Origin of the sequence: Halomonas sp. SCS19, from assembly GCF_040147015.1 — a bacterium.
Lineage (GTDB): Bacteria > Pseudomonadota > Gammaproteobacteria > Pseudomonadales > Halomonadaceae > Halomonas > Halomonas litopenaei.
In genome coordinates, this window is sequence record NZ_JAMSHN010000001.1 from 3493018 (window position 1) to 3513092 (window position 20075).

The following is a 20075-nucleotide window of genomic DNA, read 5'->3' on the forward strand; positions in this document are numbered from 1 at the left end:
AGGCGCATTGTACCTGTGTGTCGGCGGCACAACCACGTGGTGCGGTGCTCGAGGTGGCCGTGTCGCTGATCGCGTGGTCTCTGATTTTGACTCTCAGGTGGGATCGGTCATGCCAGCAGGAGGGGGGCATGAGGTACACTGTCGCGATGATCAAGCGAAGAGGTGAAGCGTGATCCTGCTACGATTGGAGCAGTTGCAACTGGCCTATGGCCACCATGTGTTGCTCGACGGTGCCGACCTGGTGCTCGAGCGGGGAGAGCGGCTGGCGCTGGTGGGCCGCAATGGCACCGGCAAGTCCACGCTGCTGAGACTGGTGGCGGGCGAGAATCAGGCCGACAGCGGCACCATCTGGCGCGCCCCAGGGCTCAAGATCGGGGTGCTCGAGCAGGACCTGCCGGAGGCCAGCGGCGAGACCATCTTTGATGTGGTGGCCCAGGGCCTGCCCGAGGCCGGCGATCTGCTGTCCGAGTATCACCATCTGGTGCAGTCCGAGGATCCGGACATGAACCGCATGGCGACGCTGCAGACGCGGCTGGAGGCCATCGACGGCTGGTCGTTCCACCAGCGGATCGATGTGGTGCTGACCCGCCTGGGGCTGCCCGAAGACGCCGAGATGTCGTCGCTGTCGGGCGGCTGGCGCCGGCGGGTGGCGCTGGCTCGGGCGCTGGTCGCCGAACCTGATCTGCTGCTGCTCGATGAGCCGACCAACCACCTGGACCTGGACACCATCGCCTGGCTCGAGGAACAGCTTGCCGCCTTTGCCGGCGCGGTGCTGTTCATCACCCACGACCGCGCCTTTCTGTCGCGTCTGGCTACCGGCATCCTCGAGCTGGATCGTGGCAAGCTCGGGCGCTATCCCGGTGACTACGCCACCTACCAGGCCCAGAAGCAGCACGAGCTTGAGGTCGAGGCCCGGGAGAACGCCGAGTTCGACAAGAAACTGGCCCAGGAAGAAGCCTGGATTCGTCAGGGGATCAAGGCCCGGCGTACGCGCAACGAAGGACGGGTGAGGGCGCTCGAGCAGTTGCGCCGCGAACGCAGCCAGCGGCGCGAGCGCCAGGGCAATGCTTCGCTGACGGTAGATACCGGCGAACGCAGCGGCAAGCGGGTGGTGGAGCTGTCTCACGTCACCCAGCACTTCGAGGACGCGACGGTCATCCGTGACCTGAATATCGAGATTCAGCGTGGGGATCGTATCGGCCTGATCGGGCGCAATGGCGCCGGCAAGACCACCCTGTTGAAGATCCTGCTGGGCGAACTCGAGCCGAGCGAAGGCACGGTGCGGCTGGGGACAAAGCTTCAGGTCGCCTACTTCGACCAGCTCCGGGCCGGGCTTGAGCCTGAGCGCACCGTCTACGACAACGTGGCCCAGGGCAGCGATCGGGTCACGGTGGGTGGCAAGGACCGCCACGTGATGAGCTACCTGCAGGACTTTCTGTTCTCGCCGGAGCGTGCGCGTCAGCCGGTCAAGGCACTGTCCGGGGGCGAGTCCAACCGCCTGCTGCTGGCCAAGCTGTTCACCCAGCCGGCCAACGTGCTGGTGCTCGATGAGCCGACCAATGACCTGGACGTCGAGACACTGGAGCTGCTCGAGGAATTGTTGCTCAACTTCGACGGCACCCTGTTGCTGGTATCACACGACCGCGCCTTCATGGACAACGTGGTGACCAGCGTGCTGGCCTTCGAAGGCAGGGGGCAGGTACGCGAGTACGTCGGTGGCTACAGCGACTGGGTCCGCCAGGGCGGCAAGTTGCCGCCGGCGCCCTGGGAGGGTGCGGCGCGCCAGCGGGTGGAGCCGACCGCGGATGACGCGGCACCGGCGCCGGCATCCAGCAAGACGGATACGGTGGACACGGCCGCAGCGCCAGCCAAGGCCAAGCCGGTCAAGCTATCCTACAAGCTGCAGCGCGAGCTCGATGGCCTTCCGGCGGAGATCGAGCGGCTGGAGTCTGAGGTGGCCGAGCTCGAGGCGGAGGCGGGCAAGCCCGACTTCTACCAGCAGCCATCTGGTGTGGTCACCGAGCGTCTGGCGTTGCTGCAGGAGACTCAGGAACGCCTCGACGCGGTCATGGAGCGCTGGATGGAACTCGAGGCCATGGCCGCCGGCGAGTAGACCCGGACGCGCTCTGGCCCCTTTGCGTGGTACCGAGGAGTCGCTCGATAGGCGCCTTGCGAAAGGAGCCTCGCCCGTCCACCGCTTGGGTGGACGGGCGAGGGCAAGCTCCCGGGAATGAACGGGGCAGCGGGCGCGATGCGGTTGCCGCGAGGTGCGATCCGGTCAACCGCTGGGGTTACTCTTCGCTTTCCTTGCCGACGCGCACGGCCAGTACGTCGCACTGAGCACCATGGAGCACGCCGGTGGAGGTGGAGCCGAGCAGCAGGGCGAAGCCATGACGGCCGTGGGAGCCGACCACAATCAGGTCGACGTCGTGCTCATCGGCGAAGCGATGGATCTCGGTATCGGGCATGCCGACGACCACGTGCTGGTCGTCGCGCGCCACGTGGGCATCGGCGATCTCGGCCAGGCGCTGCTTGGCATGGTCGTCCAACTGGTCCTGGATGCTAGTCAGGTCCATGGGGATGTCGCCCCCGTAGGCAAAGCCGAGGGGCTCCAGCGTATGCATGATCGACAGCTTCGCGTGGTTGCGATCGGCGATCTGCAGGGCGCGTTCGAGGATCTTGTGGGAGTCCTTGGTGAGGTCCACGGCCACCAGCACATGACGATATTCATTGCTCACGGGACTACGCCTCCAGCGGCGGTCGGTTGAGAAAAGGTCTGTGCTTCCACTCTAGGCCGCCAGTCCCGTCAAAACAATGCTGATGATCAACGATTTTTCTGAGGAAACCGTATGTTGTGGCTGCTGATCCTGGGGGTGGTAGGAATGGTCTTTGCCCCGGCCATGTGGCTGCGCCCCACCGCCCGAGAGCGTCGTCAGGGGTCGCTGCGCCAGGTGGCGATCGAGGCGGGGGCCAGCGTCAAGCTGGAGACGCCACCGCTGCACGGCGAGACCGACAAGATGGCGGCCTATCGCTGGGTCTATCCGAGCCAGCGGCCTGGCCCACGTTTTGTGCTGGTACGCACAGAACGTGCCAGCGAGGCGCTCAAGTCGTTCGACTACGACAATGGCTGGCGCTGGCGGATTCAGCCGCTGGAGCCGTTGCCATCGGTGATCAATGCGCGACTGTCGCGTCTGCTGACCCAGTTGCCCGAGGACGCCTGCGTGGTCGAATCCAGCGACAAGGCCTTGACGCTGTGGTGGGAAGAGTCGCTGGAGGCCGACGCCTTCGGCAGCCTGGCGGCGCCTGCGACGGCGCTACGCGACGCCCTGCAGGGACGTCCGGATCGTCCCGCCGCCAATTTGCCGAACTCGCCGCCCTGATATTGGCGGCTCTAACTTGGACGATGGCGATCGACCACCCAGGATCGAACAGGGCTGCGGCATGCTGGGTATCCGGCCCAGGTGTCAGGGCGGGCTTTGAAGGCGATCTCGGCGAGGCTCTTGCTGGGCTCTTCGAGCTCAGGTGTCAGCGCTGGCAATCATCCGGCGTCAGCAAGGCCTGACCGTTGGCCTCGATGCGGCTGAGCATGTCGCTGAGTCTTTCCTGTTCCTGCTCGTCCAGCCCCTTGAGCATCTCTTCCCTGGCCTGTTGCACGATGGCATCGATCTTCTCGAGCAGAGGCGTCGCCTGCTTGGTCAGGTGCACGCGTTTGGTGCGGCGATCCTGGTCACACGGACAGCGCTCGACCAGGCCCTGCTCGCAAAGCTGATCCAGCGTCCTGACCAGCGACGGCGCCTCGACGCCGATGGCCCGCGCCAGGTCGCACTGGGGCTGCCCGTCCGGCATGCGCCACAGGTGATAGAGCGTCACCCACCGCGTCTGGGTCAGTCCCAACGGTGCGAGGCGCTGATCGAGCACCGCACGCCAGATGCGTGGTGCCCGAGACAGTTGAAATCCGATGTTCTCGTTCATAGTGATCAAGATCGCAAGGCTGCAAATGATTTGATTGTCCGAACGCAGCGGCGGTAATGCAAGCCAACTCCCTCCTTTGCTTCGAAACTGCGCCTATTCTTCACTCTTCGGGGGTACAGCCGCTCCCTGGCTGTCGCTTGTTCGCGACTCACGACTCACGCCCTGTCTCACCGTTGTCGTGTTCCCCTTCATCGTCTGCTTGCGACGCTTGCTCCTCCTTGCCCTCGCGATCACCTTTCTGTTCAGCCGGCTGCTCGCCTGCCGAATCGCTCTCCCTCGTCTCGCCGCTTTGTCCCGTGTCATCTTTCGGCTCACCCGCATCCTCTTCAGCAGGGGCTGGCTCCTCGTGATTCGGCGGCTCTTGCTGGCGTGCCTTGTCGGATGCCATGTCCGGTGTCTCCTGCTGTCCCTCGGGACGGGCGGTCAACCAGCGCAGCCTGAGGCCGGGAATGCCCGCCTGGGTATCGATGCTGGCGTCGGCGGTGGTCGCCGCCCCAGGGTCTTCGGCAACCTCGAAGCGCAGTACGCCGATACGTTGGCCGCCGGCGGTCATCACATCGATGCGCCAGCTGCCGCTGCTGGCCTCGGGAAAGTTCTGCTTGCGGGTCCAGGCGCGATAGCCCTCGGCGCGTCCGCCGTAGATATTCAGCGCGATGCGGTCGACGAGTTCTCCCTCGTGGCGCCACTCGTGTACCACCTCTTCCTTCAAGCCGCGTGGCGCATGGATTGCGGTGTAGGCATAGAGCCCTCGGGACGACAGCGCCTCCGGTGTCAGCGCCATGGAGCCCTGCGGCGTGCGTGCGGCCTCGTCGAAGGCCGGCGACAGGGCGCTGCCGGACAGCCACAGGGTCGCCGGCGGCACCCACACCCGGCCCAGCCAGGCGACCCCGGCCAATAACGGCAGCAGCGCGAACATCGCCAGCCAGCGGGCGGGACTCATGGGGCGCAGCAGATGCAACAGACTCGGCAGGCTGAATACCACCATGGCCACGGCGGCCGCCAGCATGCTCTGACCGGTACTCAGGTGCAGTACCAGCGGCAGGGTCACCAGCACCACCAGGAACACGCACTGGGCGTGGAACACGAAGTAGAGCCAGCGCTTGCGTTCGGCCAGTCGGTAGTAGAGCGGATCAACGATGGACAGCACCGCCATGCCAAGCATGAACAGGGTGAACAGCGCCTGACCGCTGCTCCACACCGTGGTGGCGACCAGAAAGGGCAAGGCGAAGAACAGCGTCTCCTGGTGGATCATCTGGGCGATGAAGGTGGTGACGCCACGGGGTAGGGCAGGATAGCCGCGCCGCACCATCAGGCGTCCGATCAGGCTCTCCGACAGCAGCAGGGTCCAGGCCAGCAGCATGCCCCCGGCCAGCAGCACGCCGAGCCACTGCTGGCGCTCGACCAGAAAGAAGCTGGCGACGCCGGCAGCAAAGGCCAGCGGTGGCCACAGCCAGTGCCAGGGCCGCAGACGCGCTACCCAGGTCTCGATGAATCGCTGCGTCGCGTTGAGGGTGGTGCGCTGAGGGGGCGAGGAGGGCATGGCGTGGTCCGCGGCGGCTGGGAGGGGCATGCTATCAGTATGCTTAAACGCTGGTGAAGCGCCGCTGCATGCTTCAACGCCTCGCAAGCCCTCTAAGGTATTGGTAGGGGTTGACGGAAGTGAATCTTTGCACCAAGCTGGCGAAATCAAACGGGCGTATGAATGTCGCCTGGCCCATCGATTGTCGGGCCCTTTCCGGATGACACGGCATGACTTCAGTGGAGATGCGTGGATGATCTATCAAGGCAATGCCATTTCGGTGGCTCGCAATGGCGAAGATATCGCCACTCTGACCTTCGACTTGAAGGATGAATCGGTCAACAAGCTCTCTGGCGCGGTGATCAAGGAGCTGGGCGAAGCGCTGGACGCGGTACGCGGCGAGAGCGGCGTCAAGGGCCTGATGCTGAAAAGCGCCAAGGACGCCTTCATCGTCGGTGCCGACATCACCGAGTTTCACGCCATGTTCGGCAAGGACGAGGCGGAGATCCAGGGCATGCTCGAGCAGGTCCACGGCATCTTCAATGGCCTCGAGGACCTGCCCTTCCCGACGGTCAGCGCGATCAACGGCCTGGCCCTCGGTGGCGGCTGTGAGGTGGTGCTGTCCACCGACTTCCGCGTGATGACGCCTGACGCCAAGATCGGCCTGCCCGAGACCAAGCTCGGTATTGTCCCCGGCTGGGGCGGCTGCGTGCGTCTGCCCAGGGTGATCGGCGCCGACAACGCCATCGAGTGGATCGCCGGCGGCACCGAGAACCGTGCCGACGCCTGCCTCAAGGTCGGCGCCGTGGATGCGGTGGTGCCCGCCGATGACCTCGAGGCAGCGGCGCTCGACATGCTGGCGCGAGCCAACGCCGGCGAACTCGATTTCAAGGCCCGGCGCGAGGAAAAGAACAGCGCGCTGAACCTCAATCCGGTCGAGCAGATGATGGTGTTCGAGACCTCCAAGGGATATGTCGCCGGCAAGGCCGGGCCGCACTATCCGGCGCCGGTGGAAGCGATCAAGGTGATCCAGAAGGGCGCCGGTGAAGGTCGTGCGCGGGCACAGGCGATCGAGGCCAAGGCCTTCTGCAAGATGGCCAAGACCGACGTCTGCTACAACCTGGTCGGGCTGTTCCTCAACGACCAGGTGGTCAAGAAGAAGGGCGGCAAGTACGCCAGCAAGGCGCAACCGGTGCGCCAGGCGGCGGTGCTCGGTGCCGGCATCATGGGCGGCGGAATCGCCTACCAGAGCGCCTCCAAGGGCACCCCGATCCTGATGAAGGACATCAAGGAAGACGCCATCGAGCTGGGCCTCAAGGAGGCGCGCAAGCTGTTCGGCAAGCAGGCCTCCCGCGGCAAGCTGTCCGTCGAAGGCGTGGCCGAGAAGCTCGCCAACATTCGTCCGACGCTGTCCTACGGTGATTTCGACAATGTCGACCTGGTGGTCGAAGCGGTGGTCGAGAACCCCAAGGTCAAGGGTGCGGTGCTCAGCGAGGTCGAGCAGCAGGTAGGCGATAACACCATCCTGGCGTCCAACACCTCGACCATCTCGATCACCCGGCTGGCCGAGAACCTGAAGCGTCCCGAGAACTTCTGCGGCATGCACTTCTTCAACCCGGTGCACCGCATGCCGCTGGTCGAGGTCATCCGTGGCGAGAAGACCAGCGACGCAGCCGTGGCCGCCACCGTGGCCTACGCCAAGGCCATGGGCAAGACGCCGATCGTGGTCAACGACTGCCCGGGCTTCCTGGTCAATCGCGTGCTGTTCCCCTATTTCGGCGGTTTCAGCCTGCTGGTCGAGAAGGGTGCCGACTACCAGCGCGTCGACAAGGTGATGGAGAAGTTCGGCTGGCCGATGGGCCCGGCCTATCTGCTCGACGTGGTCGGCATGGATACCGCGGTGCACGCCAACGAGGTGATGGCCGAAGGCTTCCCCGACCGCATGGCGCGTGACGCCAAGACCGCCATTCAGGTGATGTTCGACAACGATCGCCTGGGGCAGAAGAACGCCAAGGGCTTCTACGCCTACGAAGAGGATCGCAAGGGCAAGCCCAGGAAGGTCAGCGACGAGGCCGCCATCGAGCTGGTCAAGCAGGTGGTCAGCGAGAACCGCGAATTCTCCGACGAGGATATCATCGCGCGGATGATGGTGCCGCTGTGCATGGAGACCGTGCGCTGTCTCGAAGATGACATCGTCGGCACCCCGGCCGAGGCCGACATGGCGCTGATCTACGGCATTGGCTTCCCTCCCTTCCGAGGTGGTGCGCTGCGCTATATCGATGCCATGGGCGTGGCCGAATTCGTCGCCCTGGCCGACAGCCTGGCCGAGGAGCTCGGGCCGCTTTATGCGCCCACCGATGGCCTGCGTGAGATGGCCAACAGTGGCAAGACCTTCTACGCCGACGCCAAGTGACCCCACCAGACAGGAGAAGACAGATGAGCTTGAACCCGAGAGATGTGGTGGTGGTCGATGGTGCCCGTACCGCCATGGCCAAGGCCAAGAACGGTGGCTTCCGCCACGTGCGTGCCGAGAACCTGTCGGCGGCGGTGATGAATGCGTTGCTCGAGCGCAACGCCGCCGTTGATCCCGGCGAAGTGGATGACGTCATCTGGGGCTGCGTCAACCAGACCCTGGAGCAGGGCTTCAACGTCGCACGCAACGCCCAGATCATGACCGCCATGCCGCGCAGCGTGCCGGCCCAGACGGTCAACCGCCTGTGCGGCTCGTCGATGAGCGCACTGCACATCGCCACCGCCAACATCAAGGCCGGCATGGGTGACGTCTACCTGGTCGGTGGCGTCGAGCATATGGAGCACATCCCGCTGACCCACGGCATCGACGTCAACCCCAGCGCCAGCAAGCACGCCGCCAAGGCAGCGATGATGATGGGCATGACCGCCGAATTGCTGGGCAAGCTGCACAGCATTTCCCGCGAGCAGCAGGACAGCTTCGGCGTACGCTCCCATCAGCGTGCCTACGAGGCCCAGCAGAGCGGCGCCTTTGACCGCGAGATCATCGGTGTGGAAGGCCATGACGCCGACGGTCGCCGGATTCTGGTCAAGCGTGACGAGGTGATTCGTCCCGAGGCCAGCCTGGACAGCATGGCGGGCCTCAAGCCGGTGTTCGATCCGCGTGGCGGCACCGTCACCGCCGGCACCTCCTCGGCACTGTCGGTGGGCGCCAGTGGCATGCTGGTGATGAGCTACGAACGCGCCCAGGCCCTTGGTCTTTCGCCGATTGCCCGGGTGCTGTCCACCGGAGTGTCCGGCTGCGACGCCTCGATCATGGGCTATGGCCCGGTACCGGCGTCCCAGAAGGCGCTCAAGGCGGCGGGACTGAGCATCGATGACATCGACACGGTGGAGCTCAACGAAGCCTTTGCCGCCCAGGCGCTGCCGGTACTCAAGGACCTGGGGCTGCTCGACGTGATGGACGAGAAGGTCAACCTGCACGGCGGCGCCATCGCCCTGGGTCACCCGCTGGGCTGCTCCGGCACCCGTATCAGCAACAGCCTGCTGAACGTGATGCGGCGCCAGGACACCCGCCTGGGTCTTGCCACCATGTGTATCGGCATGGGGCAGGGCGTGGCGACCGTGTTCGAACGCCTCGACTGAACTCTTGCCGCCTTCGGGCGGAGCAGAGCGGAAAACGCCGGCACTGTCTGACAGTGCCGGCGTTGTTGCGAGAGTGCAGTGTACACGCGCAAGTCATTCAACCGCTGGATGCTGCCGTGGCCATCATCTGATCGTGGCAGATGCGCACCATGGCGCCTCCTCGTCCCAGTGGCACGATCTGATCGACGTTGTCCGGCGGGTTCTGCTGGTCCGATGGTTCGACCACTTCCTCGAATTCCACCCTGTAGCGATGTCCGGCGAGGTGAGTCAACACGAACCGATGGCCCTCAGGCATCTCGGCGGAGGCCGGGAGGAGCCGGCGTACACGATCCCAGACCTCCTCTGACAATACCTCATCCTGCTTTTTGACCAACATCCAGCCAAGCTGCGTCACGATCCCCGCGACGGTAGCGATGGGGCCCGGGTAGAGCTGCCAGAACTGGGTGAAGGTGGGGCCGTGGGCGATCGATACGCTGACGTACTCGGGGCCGAACATGATGATGAGAACAGCGATGATCAAGACAATCAGCGACACCGCAATGATCAGATAGCCAAAGACAGTATCACCGGTGTAGGAGGGACCTTCGAATTCGATCGGTAGGTCCTCCAGCGTCTGCTGTGCATCCATGCGCATCTCCTGTGGCTCCGTTGGTCGGAGCCGTTGTACTTCCCTGTAGACCCCGACCTCGCCGTGATTTACGGCATCCCTTGAACGGACGAGTATCGAGTGAGTGACGCACAGTCCGGGCGACATCAGGCATCTTGCCAAAGGCCCATCTGTACGTTGGTGAGAGTGTCTCCAGAGGGACCGTGGCCTGGCAATGTCGAGGCTTTATGCGACCTATCTAATACGCCATTGGCGATGTGATGGTGCATAGTTGTGAGGTCTTGGCGACATTTCCGTTCGCTGCGGCAAGCAAGGGGGCGGCGAGTCGATCGCGACGTCAGGCCTATTCGAACGTCTCCTCCGGCAGAGCATAGCGCCAAGGCGCTGACCAGACGGCGGCTCGGTAGCGGGGCTTCTCGGCTCTGGGTGGTGATACACGCTACCTGAACTAGCGCTGCTTCTGGAGATGGAAGCTTCATGCTTCCCGCCCGCGGATTACACGATCCCCGCATCAAGTCCCGCCGCCAGGGTCATGGCGAGCTCCTCCACCTGGTCGGTGAAGTCATCCTGCCATTCACCCCGCAGCACCAGTGGCGTCTGGACCCATTTCCAGCGCAGACCGGTGACGATGCCTTCCACCGCCCGCTGCGTGCCGGTGCCGTCGTGACCCGCGCGGATGTACAGTACGCAGGGCAACCCTTGGGTGTGTTCCAGCACGGGGTAGTAGCTACGATCGAAGAAGTCCTTGAGGGCACCGCTCATGTAGCCGAGGTTCTCGGTGGTGCCAAGCAGGATGGCGTCGGCTTTCCTGACATCCTCGGGGCCAGCATCGAGCGGCGCCAGTACCTGGACGTCCACGCCGTCGATGTCCGGGTGGCGGGCGCCACGCTCGGCCGCTTCCCTTAGTGCCAGGGTGTTGGGCGAGGGTGCATGGGCGACGATCAGCAGACGTTTCATGCAGGGCTCCGGCAAGGCTGGTGCGAGGATGGTGGCTAGAGTGGCGAGCGACGGTTCGGTGCGTCGATCTTCCGGCTGCCCCCCTTGAAGCCATGGGGGATCATCATCATGTCAAAGACATGCGGGTTTGACAGCCCGGGGCGACTCGTCAAGGCTGGACATGGCTGCCGCGGTGAAATATCTCCTAGCGGTGGCATGAACATCACGCAGACGCCCTTTGCAGATTGTGAACCATTTCGATCCAGGGAGGATATCACCATGCCCTTTGCGCTTTCTTCGCTAAGAGTGACCAGCACCGCCTTCGACAATGATGGCGCCATCCCCGCACGGCACTCCCAGGAGGCAGAAGACCTGTCTCCGGCGCTGGCCTGGGATGGCCTGCCCGAGGGTACCAAGTCGGTGGCGGTCATCTGTCACGACCCCGACGCGCCGCTGGTCCAGAAGGGATGCTACGGCTTTGTTCACTGGGTGCTCTACAACCTGCCGGCGTCCCTCTCCTCGCTGGAGGAGGCCACCGAGGAAGGCACCCGAGGAATCAACGACGCCGGCAACCTCGGTTTCAATGGTCCGATGCCGCCGGAAGGGCATGGCGTGCACCGCTACTACTTCTGGGTACTGGCGCTGGACACCGAGACGAACCTGCCGGAGGGCCTCGGCATGAATGAACTGCTGTCCGAGGTCGAGCCGCACCTGCTCGGCATGAATCGGCTGGTGGGGAGCTATCAGCGCGACGCCTGAGGCGCTTCGGCCACCATCAGAACATGACGTACTGAAGCCCGTTTTTAACGGGCTTCTCGTTCAAGGATGACGCCCATGTACGAATGGATTTCTGCCCACAAGGACGTATTGCAGACGCTGGCCAGCGTCGGCTCCTTCATGATCTGGCTGATCTACGCGCAGCTTCTGTACTTTGGCTTTCGCCGCCAGCGTCGCCCCCGGCTGATCATCAATCGCGGCAAGCGAAAGAATCTGGATGCGCTGTGCGTGATCAGCAACATGAGCGCCGAGCCCATCTACTTGCAACATATCATGATGACGCTGGAGACCTCGGAAGGAGACTGGACGCTGGATGTCAGTGACCACGAGGCGGATCTTGATGATGATGAAGACCAGCAGGAAGCTGGCCACAACGCCAGTCATTGTACCCACCAGGGTCCGCTGGACAGCGGTGGCTTCGTTCATATCGGTTCGTTCAATGCCTTGAAGGAACGTATTACCACCATCGCCGACATCGACGAGTCGCGGGATGGGCTGGTATTCAAGGCCGTCTGTGTACGGGTGATCGGCACCTACTGTTCGGAGAACCTGCCGATCGGTGCCGAGCGGCGTTTCGTGTTTCACCAGAGCGAGGATTCCTGCACCCTGGTGCCCGAGACCTGGGACACTCTGCAGTTCAGTACACGCCGCCAGCGGCGGGCCCTGAAGGCCGATATCAAGCGTATCCATGAGCGCCAGGCCCAAGGCGAGGGCGAAAAGGCGGAAAAGGAAGATAGGGAGCAATAGGAAGCAATAGGAAGACAGCGCCTGACAAGGCTCTCCTTCCATTGGACGACTGGCAATCCGGCGGGGGGCGGAGTACCGTCTTCGCTTTTCCCACCTGCGAGAGTGTCATGAGCGACCTGCCCCCCTGTCCCGCCTGTGAGTCCCCATACGGCTACGAGGATGGCCATTCCCTGGTCTGTCCCGAGTGCGGCCACGAATGGTCGTTGAACGCCGAGCCCGATGAGAGCGGTGACCAGGTGCGGGACGCCCACGGCAATGTGCTGAGCGACGGCGACAGCGTCACCGTGATCAAGGATCTGAAGGTCAAGGGCTCTTCTTCGGTGGTCAAGGTCGGCACCAAGGTGAAGAACATCCGCCTGCTCGATGGTGACCATGACATCGACTGCAAGATCGATGGCATCGGCGCCATGAAGCTCAAGTCGATGTACGTCAAGAAGGCCTGAATGCGGCCCTTGAGGCGTCATGCAAGGGCAAACGCCAGCGCTTGGAAAGCGCTGGCGTTTTTTTATGCTCGACTTGCGTTGGTTGCCCTGACGCGACCTGTGCTCAGGTGAGGCTGGCGCCCACGAACAATGTCACGGTGGTGACTCCCAGGGTCATCAGGATATAAGGCAGCGCCCACTTGACGAAGCGCTCGTAGGGTATCTTGGCAAGCGCCAGTCCGGCGACCAGATGGGCGGCGGTGGGAGCGAACATGTTGATCCAGCCGCTGGCGGACTGGAAGGCGGTGACCACCAGTTCGCGATCCACGCCCGAGAAGTCGGCCAGTGGCGCCATCAGCGGCATGGACACCGTGGCCAGCCCTGAAGTCGATGGGATGAAGAAGCTCAGCACGATGTGGACCACGTAGGCCACCACCACGAACAGGCCCGAGGACAGGCCGGCTACCGCGCCTTCGGCCCAATTGAGGATGGTGTCGATGATCACGCCGTTGTCCATCACCACATAGATGCCGCGTGCCACGGCCACCACCAGGGCCACGCCGATCAGGTCCTTGGCACCATCGAGGAAGGTCTCGATGAAGTCGGATTCGGACTGTCGATTGATCAGGGCGATCAGGATGGCAGCGCTCAGGAACAGGGTGGAGAGTTCATCGAACCACCACCACAGAGTCGGAAAAGCCGTGATGCCCATGTCTTCCCAGGGCACGACGCCGTAGACCATGATCCCGAAAGTCATGAAAAACACCGTCATGGTCAGCTTGTGGCGCAGGGTGAACGCCTGGGTCGAGGCGGCCTCCTTGGCCTGAGGAGCGGCCGCCAGCTGCAGGTCCGCCAGCACCGAGCGCTGCGGGTCGCGCTTGATCCGCGCGGCGTAGCGCATCACGAACCAGATAGCCAGTGACACCAGGATCACGAACTGCACCAGCCTGAGCGTGATACCGGCGCCGATCGGCAGGCCGGCGAAGCCCGAGGCGATGCCGGTGGCGAAGGGGTTGACGGTGGAGGCCAGCACACCGGTGCCGGAGCCGAGCAGGATGATGCCTGCGGCCACCATGCGGTCGTAGCCGGCGGCGGTGATCACCGGCAGGATAATGGCCCAGAAGGCGACCGTTTCCTCGGCCATGCCGTAGGTGGACCCGCCGAGGGCAAACAGCACCATCAGTACGGGAATCAGGTACTGCTCGCGCCCGCCAAAGCGCTCGACCACCGCGCCGATCCCGGCATCCAGGGCGCCCGAGCGCATCGTCACCGCCAGGAAGCCGCCGATGACCAGCACGAAAAGGGCAACGTCCACGGCCTTGTGGAATCCCTGGATCGGTGCCACCAGCACATCCAGCGGCCCTTGGGGGGAGCTTTCCAGCACCTGGTAGGTGCCGGGAATCGGCAACAGGCGGCCGTCACCCTGATAGTCGAGCACGTCGCTGGCAGCAATGACCTGATCGCTGCCTTCCACATGGTAGTCGTACTTGCCGGCGGGCATGACCCAGGTCAGCACCGCCACCAGCGCGGTGATCACAAAGAGCAGGGTATAGACCGTGGGCATGCGCAGGCCGGAGCGCCGTTTGGAGGAGGTCGCTTGCGTTTCCATCTCGGTTTCCTTGTTTCAGAAGGTCATGGTGTAGGCTCTTTTGTTGTCGGTGTAATCAGGGACTGACGGCCCTTGTCTGACCGCCTGCCTTCGAGTCTACGGGCCTCGACGGTCTGTCGGGACTTGGGTCGGCACAATGCTTGATCCGCTGCAAGGACGGCGACGATGCGGCGAGATGAGAGGTAAATTTGCTGGCCTGGCTCAAGAAACGAGACGACCCCAATGTTTCACCGCACGCGGTCTCGCTGCACGACGAGACACGCGCAGGGTTGTCGTGTGCAGGGCAGTAGGAAGTGGCGCTGGGGTCGGCTGAAAGGGCGGCTGAAAGGGCGGCCGGGAGGCCGGGAGGCCGACTGAGCGAGCGGCCGGCCCTGCCGCAAATGAGGGCCTTGGGTCAGGTGATATGGCCAGGGGCCCGGTGTGGCGGCCCCTGGCGAGTTCATCCATAGCCCAGAGATCAGCCTTCGAAGTTCCATGTCAGGCGGGCGTTGATGCGACCCTCGCGGCTATCGGTCTCGAGGTCACGATCGCCGATGGGCTCGGCGTACTCCAGGGTGAGGCCGTACAGACGTCCTTTGCCCAGACTGACGCCGGCCGCCGCCGAGGCCAGGTGGCTATCCGCGTCGCGCTCCTGAAACTCGGTGCGGGCACCATCCAGCACCAGGTAGGGCTCGACGCGGGAAAGCCAGGCACTATTCACAGGCTGCAGATAGCGTAGTTCCAGCGCCCCGGCGAAACCGTAGTCGCCCTCCGCCTGGCCGGCGTCATAGCCGCGCCCGAAGCGTTGGCCACCGTAGTTGCCGCGCTCGGGTTCCGGCAGCGCATCATCGGAGTAGAAACCGTTGGCGCTGGCAGTAAGGCGCCAGTGATCGCCATACAGGCGTCTGTACTGGGCGTCCAGCTGCCAGCGGGTGAAGTGTAGATCTCCGTTGTCGGCAAGCGGTGTACCGTTGAGCCGGCGCTGCTGCTCGTTGGCCCCCAGATCCATGCCCTGGCGCAGGGCCAGCGAGGCCAGCCAGAACTGACGTCCACGCTGGGTGCGATAGTTCAGGTCCAGATCGGCGGCCGAATACTCGGATTCCTCGACCAGTTGGTTGAGAGTCTGTTCCTCGAAGCTGAGTGATGTGGTCTTGGTCTCGTCGTGGTGACGCAAGGCGCCGCCCAGGGTCAGGCTCGAGGAACGTGACAGCAGCAAGGGGTAGGACAGCCCCAGGCGATAGCGTCTGCGGTCGGTATCCTGATCCTGGCGCAGATCGAAGCGCTGTCCGTCGAGCAGGTAGATCAGATTCTCCTCGTCCTCACCGTCATAGCTGTCGGCGGAGGCGGTCAGGGTCAGGCCGTCGTTGCCGATATCGGTACGATAGTCCAACGCGTAGAGCTCGTTGTCGTTGTCGATGGGCCACAGCCAGGAGAAGCCCAGGCTGTCGCCCCAGGTAGTCAGGCTCTGGGTCGAGACCCTGTTGATGAAGACGGCGTCCTGCTCATCGCCGCCGCTGAGGTTGCCCGAATAGTCAAAATGATCGATACGACGTTCTTCGACACGCAGGGTAGTGGCGCCGCTGGGGGTGCGCGGCACCGGTGCCTTCAAGGTCAGGCTGGCACCGGGAATTCGCTCGATCAGCCCGCTGACACGCTCAAAGGTGCTGCGCGTCAGAGGGCGTTCTTCCAGCAATGGCTGGACCAGTTTCTCCACCCGGCCCGCCACGGGGTCATCGTCCACCACGATCTCGGTACGGGCGATATGCCCCTCCACCAGTACGATGCGCACGTTGCCGTCACGAAAGTTGTTGGTTGGCAGGTAGGCGAAGGACAGCGGATAGCCGCCATCCTGGTAGGCGTCGGTGATCGCCTGGACTTCGGCCTCGATGGCCTCTCGGCTCACACTCTGCCCGATCATGGCCTGAAGTCCCTGACTCAGTTCGGCCAGATCCAGCACGCTGTCGCCGATGAAGCGCACGTGACGCACGGTGACGCGGGCAGGGATGCCGGCGCTGGCGTCGCTGGGCAGGTCAACCTCGGTTTCCACGCTGCGCTGTTGTGGCGCCAGCCGGCGATTTTCGATGATGTCGTCGACGGTCTCCAGCGTCTGCTGGGCCTGGAGGGGGGACACGGCCAGCAGGCTGCCGGCGGCCATCACTAGTGGAAGGGGACTGTATCGCGAACGTGGCGGGGTAGGCGGCTTGGTGTAGGGCGTTGGTTGCGGCGTAGTGCTTGGCATAGGCTTCCTTGTCGATCCCTGGTAGAGGCCCCTCAAGGGGGCTCGAATATTGTTATGAACAGCGTCTGGACTGGTGTTGGGTTTGACCTCAAGAAAAGGCCCGATACCCGCGGGGGTATCGGGCCTGCGTCTGGCATGGCTGGTCAGGCGAGATCAGTTTCTGCCCAGCAGTCCTCCCAGAACGTTGCTGACCAGGCCGTCATTGCTGCTGGAGTCGTTACTGCTGCCGTCCTGGCTGCTACCCATGTCACCGGTAAGCTTCTCGGTCACGCCACCGACGGCGTCCAGGGTGCCGCCGACCAGGCCACCGCCGCTGTCGCTGTCGCCACCGCCGAGGGTGCTGGTCAGGGTGTCGGAGACGCCAGAGACCAGGCCGCCGCCACTGTCGCCACCGAGGGTGTCGCCAAGCCCTGCGGTCAAGCCGCTGCCGCCGCCCAGCGTATCGTTGAGTCCGGCGATGAGGTTGCTGTCACCACCAAGCTGGTCGCCAAGCCCTGCCTCGAGTCCGCCCCCGAGGCCGCCTTGCTGGCTTCCTCCGAGGTCCGAGAGCAGAGCCCCTTGGCCCAGCAGTCCGGCAGATTCCAGTTGACTGAGTCCCTGACCATCGAGGCGCGAAAGCAGTCGAGCCTCATCACCGCCCAGCAGTCTGCCGGTGTTGGCGGCGATGCCTCCGACACCACTGACAGCACCACCCACGCCAGCGGCGAGGTCATTGCCCTGGCCCAGGCGGCCACCCAGTCCATCTACCGCTACGCCGGCCTGGATCAGCACGTTGCCTACCTCGGGGCCGACCACCAGGGCCTGGCTGAGCTGGGTAACGCCGCTATCCGTCTGGATGACAACGGGGCGCAATACCGCCGACACTTCGCGGGTCAGGCCACCAAGGTGCGAGCCATCGTCGTTGAAGTTCAGGGTCAGCACGTTACCGGCCTGGGTCACGCCGCCACCAAGGGCCGCGACGCTGCTGCCGAGCTGGGTGATGGCGCCGCTGCGGTTGTCGAGCTGCATGACCAGGGGGAGCTGGTTCAGGTTGCCGACGGTGGCGCCGAGGCTGGATACCACCTCTCCGGTTTCGGAGACCGCTACACCGCCGTCGGCCAAGGTGGTTCCCACAGCGTTGGGGTTATTCGAGAAGTTGCCCAGACCATTGTCGAGTCCGTTGCTGAGCCCGGATACGGCTTGGCCGCCATTGCTGATGACATTGCCCAGCCCGTCGGTGACGAACTCTCCACGTCCTCCCAGACTTTGTTGCGAAATGCCATCGCCCAGGGCGGTGACCGCGTCTCCAGCACCGGCGCCGGTCTGTCCTGCGCTGGCGACGGTGCGCTCCAGGTCGGTGCGGCCGTCTTCAGGCGCGCTGGTATCGCCATCGAGCAGTCCGCCGAGGCCGCCGCCTGAGCCATTGTCGCCTTCACCCCCGCCGAGCAGCTCGCCGGTCGCGATGACGATATTACCGCTGCCGGTCACGCTATCGCCGGCGCCGCCAAGCAGAGAGTAGCGTTCACCGATACGCTGACCGAGGTCGGCCAGGGTGCCACCGGTGCGTAGCAGCAGGTTGCCGGCCTGGGCCGGCAACACCAGCGCTTGACCGACGCGTGTGACCTTGCCGTCGGTGCCCAGCAGCACAGGACGAAGGGCAACACCAAGCTTGGTAGTGGTGGCCCCGAGCACCTCGCTGGAATCCTCGAAATTAACGCTGAGTGCGTCGCCTGCGCGCTCCACCTTGCCGCCGAGCCCATTGACGGTGGTACCGAGCTTGGTCACCAGTCCTGTTCGGGCGTCGAGTTCCATCACTACGGGCAGTTCGCCCAGGCCGGCAACGGTGTCTCCTGTCGCCGAAACTGCCTGTCCAAGCTCGCCGACACCGTTGGTCACGCCTGCGGCGGTGGTGCCCAGATAGTTGTCATTGGTACTGAGGCTGCCGACACCATCGCGTATGCCGCTCGAGATGTCGCCGACCGCATCGCCCGTTTCGGAGACGATCGTACCTGCAGGTTCGGTGACGCTGGCCAATTGAGGGACGGCGCTCTGCTGGGAGATGCCGTTCCCGATGTCAGTAAGCGTGGTGTCTACACCGTCGCTGGTATCGGCTGTCGCCAGGAATACACCTTCCAGCGATGAGCGGGCAATGCCATCGCCGCCATCGCCGCCGTCGGATCCATCACCATCGCCGCCATCGCCACCGGAGCCATCGCCACCGGAGCCATCACCACCGGAGCCATCACCACCGGAGCCATCGCCACCGGAGCCGCCATCGCCACCTGAGCCGCCATCGCCACCGGCGCCACCGGAGCCATCGTCGCCACCGCTGGTAATCGGGTCCTGGCTGTTACTGGCCAGGGTGCGAGAGTTGCTGGAATCACCAGAGCAGGCGGTCAGGGTCGCCATCGCGCTGGCGAGAGCAATAACGAGTAGTTTTCGTTGCAAAGTCATCGGTTTATACCTCACCTAGTCCGGATGTAATGGTTATCTTGGTGGAAAGGCAATGAAGCCAGTATGGGCTTTCTAAAACTCTTGTAGTTGAATATTTAGCGTAGATGCATCTTTACGCATGATTCCTTTTTATTAGCTTTTTATGGGTTTTAATTGGTGTTTAAGTGTTATCAAACGTAATGAAAGGTGTTATGAAGTGATTGTGCTGAAGGTTGTTTTGAAAAGGGCGGGGCGCTCGGGCGTACACTGAACTAGCACCGTGCTAGGCTCATGTAGCAGCAAGGAGAGGTGATGATGAGCCCTTGGCGTTTTGTAGTAATGTTGGTCGCAGGAGCCTTGGTTGCCGGGGTGCTGGCGGCCTGTGATGGAGATTCAACAGTGAGTCACCCTTCGGAGCCGAGCGGTGAGCGAGACATCGCGTCCGGTTCTGTCGAAAGGGTGACGTCCCGAGCTGATGAACCTGAACCTGAACCGATGACGGTCGCGGCGCTGGACGAGCCGGTGACGGTATCGCTGGATATCCGGCTGGCGTCGGATCGGCGAATGCATGTGGCGGCCACGACCAACTTGCCGGAAGGCACCAGAGTCCAGCTGCGGGTGGTGCGCGAGGCCAGCAATGTGCGTTGGCAGTCACGCACCGAGGTGCGTGAGGGCAGTGTGGCAGCCGGGCCCTACGGTCCCGGTAGCGGGTTGCCCGATGGCTACTATCGTATCGAACTGGTCACCGCTCCTGCTGACGTGCAGCCCGCCGAGGTCAAGGCGCGGATCGGGCCGAGCGGCGAGTACCTTGATGGGCCGCTGGTTGCCACGTCGGAGCATGGACTGGGCAAGATCATCAAGGCTAGCCAGCGGTTTCTGGTAGGGCAGGAAGTGCGACGAACGCTGGACGATGTCGAAGTGCAGCAGAGCCCCTGAATCAACCTTGAAAGCACCTCTTGATAAGTGTCCCTAAGACGCGAACGCAGCAGGAAGTTGTTACAGACCGCTCGTGGAAGTCGCTTTTGGAAATCGTTTTTGGAAATCGTTCCGGAAACGTGTTCTTGAGAAGTGTTCCTGGCAAAGTTCTTGCGAAAAGTTGTTGAGAAGATGTATCTGAAAAGGCTTTGAGAAGTGTTCTCGGAAAACATGCTTGAGAAAAGTTCTTGGGAAGAGTTCTCGGGGCAACGTTCTTGAGAAGAGTTCTTGGAAAAGACTGAGAACAGTTCTGGAGAAGTGTTCCA

The 20075-nt window shown here is 63.5% G+C and carries 16 protein-coding genes; 8 read left to right on the forward strand and 8 right to left on the reverse strand.

The features are described from left to right. The first annotated feature begins 169 nt into the window (after positions 1 to 169). A complete protein-coding gene (locus NFH97_RS15120) occupies positions 170 to 2113 on the forward strand; it encodes an ATP-binding cassette domain-containing protein (RefSeq protein ID WP_349625074.1) in 1944 nt (647 codons plus the stop codon). Positions 2114 to 2291: 178 nt separating this feature from the next. Here NFH97_RS15120 and NFH97_RS15125 read toward each other — a convergent pair whose 3' ends face one another. Next, a complete protein-coding gene (locus tag NFH97_RS15125) occupies positions 2292 to 2738 on the reverse strand; it encodes a universal stress protein (RefSeq protein ID WP_045992968.1) in 447 nt (148 codons plus the stop codon). A gap of 111 nt (positions 2739 to 2849) precedes the next feature. Between NFH97_RS15125 and NFH97_RS15130 the strand changes: the two genes are divergently transcribed. Next, positions 2850 to 3380 (forward strand): hypothetical protein, encoded by a 531-nt coding sequence (locus NFH97_RS15130; protein ID WP_045992967.1) that lies wholly within the window; start codon positions 2850 to 2852, stop codon positions 3378 to 3380. A gap of 145 nt (positions 3381 to 3525) precedes the next feature. On the opposite strand, the gene slyA is transcribed toward NFH97_RS15130, so the two are convergent. Beyond that, entirely contained in the window at positions 3526 to 3972 is a 447-nt protein-coding gene (slyA, locus tag NFH97_RS15135) for a transcriptional regulator SlyA (RefSeq protein WP_045992966.1), read from the reverse strand. A gap of 148 nt (positions 3973 to 4120) precedes the next feature. Continuing rightward, positions 4121 to 5512 (reverse strand): DUF5924 family protein, encoded by a 1392-nt coding sequence (locus NFH97_RS15140; protein ID WP_124804201.1) that lies wholly within the window; start codon positions 5510 to 5512, stop codon positions 4121 to 4123. Positions 5513 to 5744: 232 nt separating this feature from the next. Between NFH97_RS15140 and fadB the strand changes: the two genes are divergently transcribed. Further along, on the forward strand, positions 5745 to 7904 hold the full coding sequence (gene fadB / locus NFH97_RS15145) for a fatty acid oxidation complex subunit alpha FadB (protein ID WP_222517149.1): 2160 nt from the start codon (positions 5745 to 5747) through the stop codon (positions 7902 to 7904). A 23-nt stretch (positions 7905 to 7927) separates the two neighbouring features. Beyond that, the gene (gene fadA / locus NFH97_RS15150) at positions 7928 to 9106 is read left to right on the forward strand and encodes an acetyl-CoA C-acyltransferase FadA (protein WP_045992964.1); all 1179 of its coding nucleotides are present in this window, start codon (positions 7928 to 7930) and stop codon (positions 9104 to 9106) included. A 97-nt stretch (positions 9107 to 9203) separates the two neighbouring features. On the opposite strand, the gene NFH97_RS15155 is transcribed toward fadA, so the two are convergent. Further along, entirely contained in the window at positions 9204 to 9734 is a 531-nt protein-coding gene (locus tag NFH97_RS15155; RefSeq protein ID WP_349625075.1) for a hypothetical protein, read from the reverse strand. 474 nt (positions 9735 to 10208) lie between these two features. After that, the gene (locus NFH97_RS15160; protein WP_124804193.1) at positions 10209 to 10670 is read right to left on the reverse strand and encodes a flavodoxin family protein; all 462 of its coding nucleotides are present in this window, start codon (positions 10668 to 10670) and stop codon (positions 10209 to 10211) included. Between the two features lie 258 nt (positions 10671 to 10928). Here NFH97_RS15160 and NFH97_RS15165 point away from each other — a divergent pair, with 258 nt between their 5' ends. The 3 genes from NFH97_RS15165 to NFH97_RS15175 all read left to right on the forward strand — a co-directional run bounded on the left by NFH97_RS15165 (position 10929) and on the right by NFH97_RS15175 (position 12616). Continuing rightward, positions 10929 to 11408: a YbhB/YbcL family Raf kinase inhibitor-like protein gene (locus NFH97_RS15165; protein WP_108133225.1), complete on the forward strand. Its 480-nt coding sequence runs from the start codon at positions 10929 to 10931 to the stop codon at positions 11406 to 11408. A 75-nt stretch (positions 11409 to 11483) separates the two neighbouring features. Then, positions 11484 to 12173: a hypothetical protein gene (locus NFH97_RS15170; RefSeq protein ID WP_222517151.1), complete on the forward strand. Its 690-nt coding sequence runs from the start codon at positions 11484 to 11486 to the stop codon at positions 12171 to 12173. Between the two features lie 107 nt (positions 12174 to 12280). Further along, positions 12281 to 12616 (forward strand): zinc ribbon domain-containing protein YjdM, encoded by a 336-nt coding sequence (locus tag NFH97_RS15175; protein WP_222517152.1) that lies wholly within the window; start codon positions 12281 to 12283, stop codon positions 12614 to 12616. Positions 12617 to 12719: 103 nt separating this feature from the next. Here NFH97_RS15175 and NFH97_RS15180 read toward each other — a convergent pair whose 3' ends face one another. The 3 genes from NFH97_RS15180 to NFH97_RS15190 all read right to left on the reverse strand — a co-directional run bounded on the left by NFH97_RS15180 (position 12720) and on the right by NFH97_RS15190 (position 18855). Next, positions 12720 to 14204 carry a YfcC family protein gene (locus tag NFH97_RS15180; protein WP_222517153.1) on the reverse strand — a complete coding sequence of 495 codons (1485 nt, stop codon included), beginning with the start codon at positions 14202 to 14204 and terminating at the stop codon, positions 12720 to 12722. Between the two features lie 457 nt (positions 14205 to 14661). Beyond that, positions 14662 to 16422: a ShlB/FhaC/HecB family hemolysin secretion/activation protein gene (locus NFH97_RS15185; protein ID WP_124804185.1), complete on the reverse strand. Its 1761-nt coding sequence runs from the start codon at positions 16420 to 16422 to the stop codon at positions 14662 to 14664. A 153-nt stretch (positions 16423 to 16575) separates the two neighbouring features. Further along, a complete protein-coding gene (locus tag NFH97_RS15190; protein ID WP_348814590.1) occupies positions 16576 to 18855 on the reverse strand; it encodes a collagen-like triple helix repeat-containing protein in 2280 nt (759 codons plus the stop codon). Between the two features lie 378 nt (positions 18856 to 19233). On the opposite strand from NFH97_RS15190, the gene NFH97_RS15195 reads away from it, so the two are divergent. Further along, positions 19234 to 19770 (forward strand): hypothetical protein, encoded by a 537-nt coding sequence (locus NFH97_RS15195; RefSeq protein WP_315900885.1) that lies wholly within the window; start codon positions 19234 to 19236, stop codon positions 19768 to 19770. The last annotated feature ends 305 nt before the right edge of the window (positions 19771 to 20075 follow it).